This window comes from Streptomyces sp. NPDC107654 (assembly GCF_055639035.1).
In genome coordinates this window covers 1-4,102 of sequence record NZ_JBVKBI010000055.1, presented here as the reverse complement: position 1 = coordinate 4,102, position 4,102 = coordinate 1, and the positions used below count along the sequence as shown (strand labels likewise).

7 protein-coding genes are annotated in these 4,102 nt (G+C 68.8%); 5 read left to right on the top strand and 2 right to left on the bottom strand.

Annotation, left to right across the window (positions count from 1 at the left end):
* Positions 1-292 precede the first annotated feature (292 nt).
* On the bottom strand, positions 293-445 hold the full coding sequence (locus tag ACZ7N4_RS39000; protein ID WP_471368770.1) for a hypothetical protein: 153 nt from the start codon (positions 443-445) through the stop codon (positions 293-295).
* Between the two features lie 7 nt (positions 446-452).
* Between ACZ7N4_RS39000 and ACZ7N4_RS38995 the strand changes: the two genes are divergently transcribed.
* On the top strand, positions 453-1,784 hold the full coding sequence (locus tag ACZ7N4_RS38995) for a hypothetical protein (protein ID WP_471368767.1): 1,332 nt from the start codon (positions 453-455) through the stop codon (positions 1,782-1,784).
* A gap of 166 nt (positions 1,785-1,950) precedes the next feature.
* Here ACZ7N4_RS38995 and ACZ7N4_RS38990 read toward each other — a convergent pair whose 3' ends face one another.
* Positions 1,951-2,490: a GNAT family N-acetyltransferase gene (locus tag ACZ7N4_RS38990; protein WP_471368764.1), complete on the bottom strand. Its 540-nt coding sequence runs from the start codon at positions 2,488-2,490 to the stop codon at positions 1,951-1,953.
* A gap of 241 nt (positions 2,491-2,731) precedes the next feature.
* Between ACZ7N4_RS38990 and ACZ7N4_RS38985 the strand changes: the two genes are divergently transcribed.
* The 4 genes from ACZ7N4_RS38985 (at position 2,732) to ACZ7N4_RS38970 (ending at position 4,065) form a co-directional block, all read left to right on the top strand.
* Positions 2,732-2,896, top strand: a complete 165-nt coding sequence (locus ACZ7N4_RS38985; RefSeq protein WP_471368761.1) for a hypothetical protein — start codon at positions 2,732-2,734, stop codon at positions 2,894-2,896.
* Positions 2,893-3,243: a hypothetical protein gene (locus ACZ7N4_RS38980; RefSeq protein WP_471368758.1), complete on the top strand. Its 351-nt coding sequence runs from the start codon at positions 2,893-2,895 to the stop codon at positions 3,241-3,243. Before ACZ7N4_RS38985 ends, ACZ7N4_RS38980 begins: the two co-directional genes overlap by 4 nt.
* Positions 3,243-3,410 carry a pRL2-8 gene (locus ACZ7N4_RS38975; protein WP_471368755.1) on the top strand — a complete coding sequence of 56 codons (168 nt, stop codon included), beginning with the start codon at positions 3,243-3,245 and terminating at the stop codon, positions 3,408-3,410. Before ACZ7N4_RS38980 ends, ACZ7N4_RS38975 begins: the two co-directional genes overlap by 1 nt.
* 94 nt (positions 3,411-3,504) lie before the next feature.
* Entirely contained in the window at positions 3,505-4,065 is a 561-nt protein-coding gene (locus ACZ7N4_RS38970; RefSeq protein WP_471368753.1) for an AAA family ATPase, read from the top strand.
* The last annotated feature ends 37 nt before the right edge of the window (positions 4,066-4,102 follow it).

Sequence of the window (4,102 nt, the reverse complement as noted above, 5' to 3'; positions counted from 1 at the left end):
CTGGGAACGGCGCGACGACATCCACGAAGCCTTCCTCGGCCTCGCGACCTGCCTGATCACCCACCGGCACGTCCAACGCCTTTGTTAGCACCTCTAAGCGGCTCCGTGTCTGCGGCAACTGCTACAACCGCTCCCTGGCCGAGCCTTGCAAGTGGTGCGGTCGCTCCCGCACCCCTGCCGGCCGAGACGTCAGCGGGGCCCCGTTCTGCAACAGCTGCCGCGACAAGGAGGCGACCTGCCAGGAGACGTGCCTCGGTTGCGGCAAAAGCCGGGCTGTCTCCGCCCGCACAGCTCAGGGGCCCATCTGCTCGGCCTGCCGCAAGCCGCCCACGATGACGTGCACCTCCTGCGGCAAGCTGCGTCCCTGCTTCCACAGCACCACCGACTCCCCCCGCTGTCGGGCCTGCTTGTCCACGCCGGAACCCTGCACGGACTGCGGCCGCATCAGCCGGGTGGTCGCCAGGGTGGCCCGCGGCCCGTTCTGCGAGAACTGCTGGGAGGTAGCTCCGGAGGCACGAAAGCCCTGCGAAGACTGCGGCCGCGTCGAGAGGCTGTTCCACTTCGGCCGGTGCCGTCGTTGCGCCGGTGAGCGGCATCTGCGGACGCTGCTGACGCCGCCGGACGGCAAGCCGCGTCCCGAGCTCGACCAGATCGCAACCGCTCTGCTCGACCACAATCCGCGCAGGGCACTGCTCTATACGCGCGAGTCGAAGGCGGCCGCACAGCTCCTGAACGACCTGGCCTCCGGGGCCTGCGACCTCAGCCATGAGGCTCTCGACGCCCGCACAGCAGACCACCGCCGCGACCTGGCCATCGACTGGTTCCGCTCCGTCCTGGTCGCCGCCGGCATTCTGCCCGTCCGCGACGAGTACCTCGCCCGCCTGGAACGGTGGATCGAGTTCAAGACCGCGGCCCTGAACGATCCCGACCACCGACAGTTGATCACCGCCTACGCTCGCTGGGACCGGGTCGCTCGGATTCGGCGCCGTGCCCGCGGAAAGCCGATCGCCGCCTCGGCAGCGGACGTCACGCAGACGCAGATCTCCAAGGCCGTGCTGTTCCTGTCCTGGCTCAAAGACCAGGGCGAAACGCTGACGACCTGCCGGCAGACGCACATCGATCTCTGGCTCACCTCCGAGCCTCACCAGGGCCCCTACGCCGCCGGCCCGTTCGTGGCCTGGGCCGTCCGCAGTAAGTTCGCCTCCCAGATCAGCATCCCCACCCGGGCCCGACGGATCTGCTACCGCCCGCTCGACGCGGACGAACGATGGAAGATCGCCCGTCGGCTCCTCAACGACGACTCCTTCGAGACCAAGGACCGCGTCGCCGGTCTGATGGTCCTGCTCTACGGCCAGACCCCCGCCAGGACCTGCCGCCTGACCACCGCCCACGTCCTGCACGACGAGGATGGCGTCGCCCTCCGCATCAACAAAACGCCGCTCAGGCTGCCACCACCCCTGGACGCTCTCGTTCTGCAACTCGTCGACATCGCACACAGCCACGAGCACGCGGTGAACAGCAACGAGCTGAACGCACCCTGGCTCTTCCCGACTCAGCGTCCGGGGCGGGCACTGACCAGCAGTCGCCTCGCCACCCGCCTGCGGAACATCGGCCTTCCGCCGGAGGCTGGACGATGCGCCGCCCTGCTCGACCTCTGCACACAGATGCCGCCAGCCGTGCTGCAACGGCTGCTCGGCATCAGCCCTATGGCGGCAGAGCGGTGGTCTGCCGGGGCAGTGAGGATGGCCTACGCAGCTGAGGTGGCCCGGCGGCCAGGACCCTGACGCTGGGTTTCAGAGTGGCTTCATCCACGAGAACGGACAGCGCTTCGACAGTGCTTCGAAGGCGTTCGGCCCTCTCCGCCTGGTGAGATGTTCGCGAGCCTCAACAGCGCTGGGCTTCGTCCTGGCAGTGCTGTCGAGTCGCGGGTCCACTCTGTCGAGCGCGAGCTCAATCGGAGGGCGTGACTGGGGACCGCATGCCGAGCCACTGCTCGGCGTCCCAGGCATGGAACCGCTCGACTTCTGTGAACCCGAGCTTTGCCGCGAGGCGCATCGAGCCGACGTTGGCGGTCTGGGTGGCGAGCACCACCGGCTCGCCGGGGAGGACGCTGTCGAACCAGTCGAGTGCCGCCGCGCACGCCTCGGCGGCGTATCCGAATCCCCATGCCCGCGGCAGGAACAGGTAGCCGAGGTCGGCCTTCCCCGCGGCCGCCGGGCGATGGCGCTCCGATGCTCTCCTGAGCAGGATCTGGCCGATCATCACCCCGTCGAGTTCTACGACGAAACTCCCCGGCCACTGCTCGGGTACCTCGGGTATCTCGCGCTCAAGCTCGTCACGTGGCCGGGGGCCACCGAGGTAGGTGTGCACCTCTGGCGACGCCAGCAGCTCGATGAACGCCGCACGGTCCCGGGCCTCGGGCTCACGGAGCACGAGCCTTTCGGTCTTGATCGGGACAGGTGGCCAGGCGACGGGTCCGAGCTCAGTCATGCCAGCCACCCAAGCAGCAGGCTCGGCAGCGATCAAGACTCGCAGACCGATCAAGCCACCAGCCCGAGCCTCACTCTCATCAACGGGCTGGGCCCCACAGCCGCACCGACCAGGGACGGGATGCCTCCCGTTCTCGTGACCATCGACTTCGGCGGTGGCGGGCTGCCTCCCCACGTCAGACAACGCTCACCATTGAGAGGGCAAAGCGATGGCTCTATTCCGCACACCGAGATATCCGACCTTGCCGATAGTTCTGGAGAAGCTCGCCGACAAGACCGGCAAGACCAACTTCTACAAGCTGGCCTCGCACAGAATGAACGGCGTCTTCCACCTCGACAACTCCTGGCACCACGGCTGGGAGACCGTCGCCGCGCTCATCGCCACGACCAAGGCCACCACCCGGTGACCGGCGAGCCCCGGACCCGACTGGAACGCGTACGCGCCTCGGCCGGGATCGCCTCGCTGGCCCTCCAGCAGATCGAGGACGACCTTCGCGCCGACGACGTCGACCAGGAGGGGCTCGCCGCGATCCTGCGCGAGCTCATCGAGGACACCGACCCGCCCGGCGGGTTCATGGCGGCCGTCGCGCAGCTGCTCACCGCCGCCGCGCGTCGTGCCGAGCAGGTCGAGCCGGACCGCGACGGCGACGCCTCGTGCCCCCTGCACGAGGCCGCCGCCCTGATCACCGACAACGCCGGGCAGCGCCTCATCTGGGCTGCCCGCGCCCTTCACCCGCAGCAGGGAGGCATCTGATGCCGAGCGCGAAGGCGACGAACCCGCCCCGGGGGCAGTGCACGCAGTGCTGGTTTCACGCGTACGCCAGCCGCGAGGCCCACGCCGGGCTCGGTCCGCGTGAGGACTGCCCGCAGTGCGTGGACCACATGAAGAACGGCCACCCCGACCACATGATCGTCCGCTGACGCCGCTACACGAAGCCCCGCCCCTGCTCACCGCCCACGCCGGGCAGCGCCTCATCCGGGCTGCCCGGCGCCCTCACCCGCAAGGAGATCTCGCATGACCGAGCTGATCTACCCGCAGATGCCCGAGCACAGCCTGGTAGTCCTGATCGGCCCGTCCGGCGCCGGGAAGTCCACGATCGCGCGCACCTGGCCCGCTTCCCAGGTCCTGTCCCTGGACGCGCTGCGCGAGGTCGTCAGCGACGATGCGGGTGACCAGACGGCGACCGGCGACGCGGTCGCCGCCCTGCACCTGCTCCTGGAGGCGAGGATGCGCCGCCGGCTGTTCACCGTCGTCGACGCGACCAACATCACCAGGTCCGCCAGGGAGCCGCTGATCGCCGCAGCCAAACGGCACGACATGCTGCCCATCGCGGTCATGGTCGCCACCCCCGGCAGCGTCTGCATCGAGCGGCAAGGCCCGCGGCCGGCCAACCGCACGCTTCCCGAGGACGTGGTCATCAAGCAGCACAAGGACATGGTCGACTCGCACCGGACCCTCAAGGCCGAGGGGTTCTCCGAGATCGTCTTCTCCGACAGCCTCTATCGGCTGCTGCCGTTCCTAGATGTGCTGTCCCGGGACGTTGGTGACACGCGTGCTGGGTGCTTGAACAGGTGAGGGCCTTCTGGGTTCGGTGTGGATTGCGACATCTGCA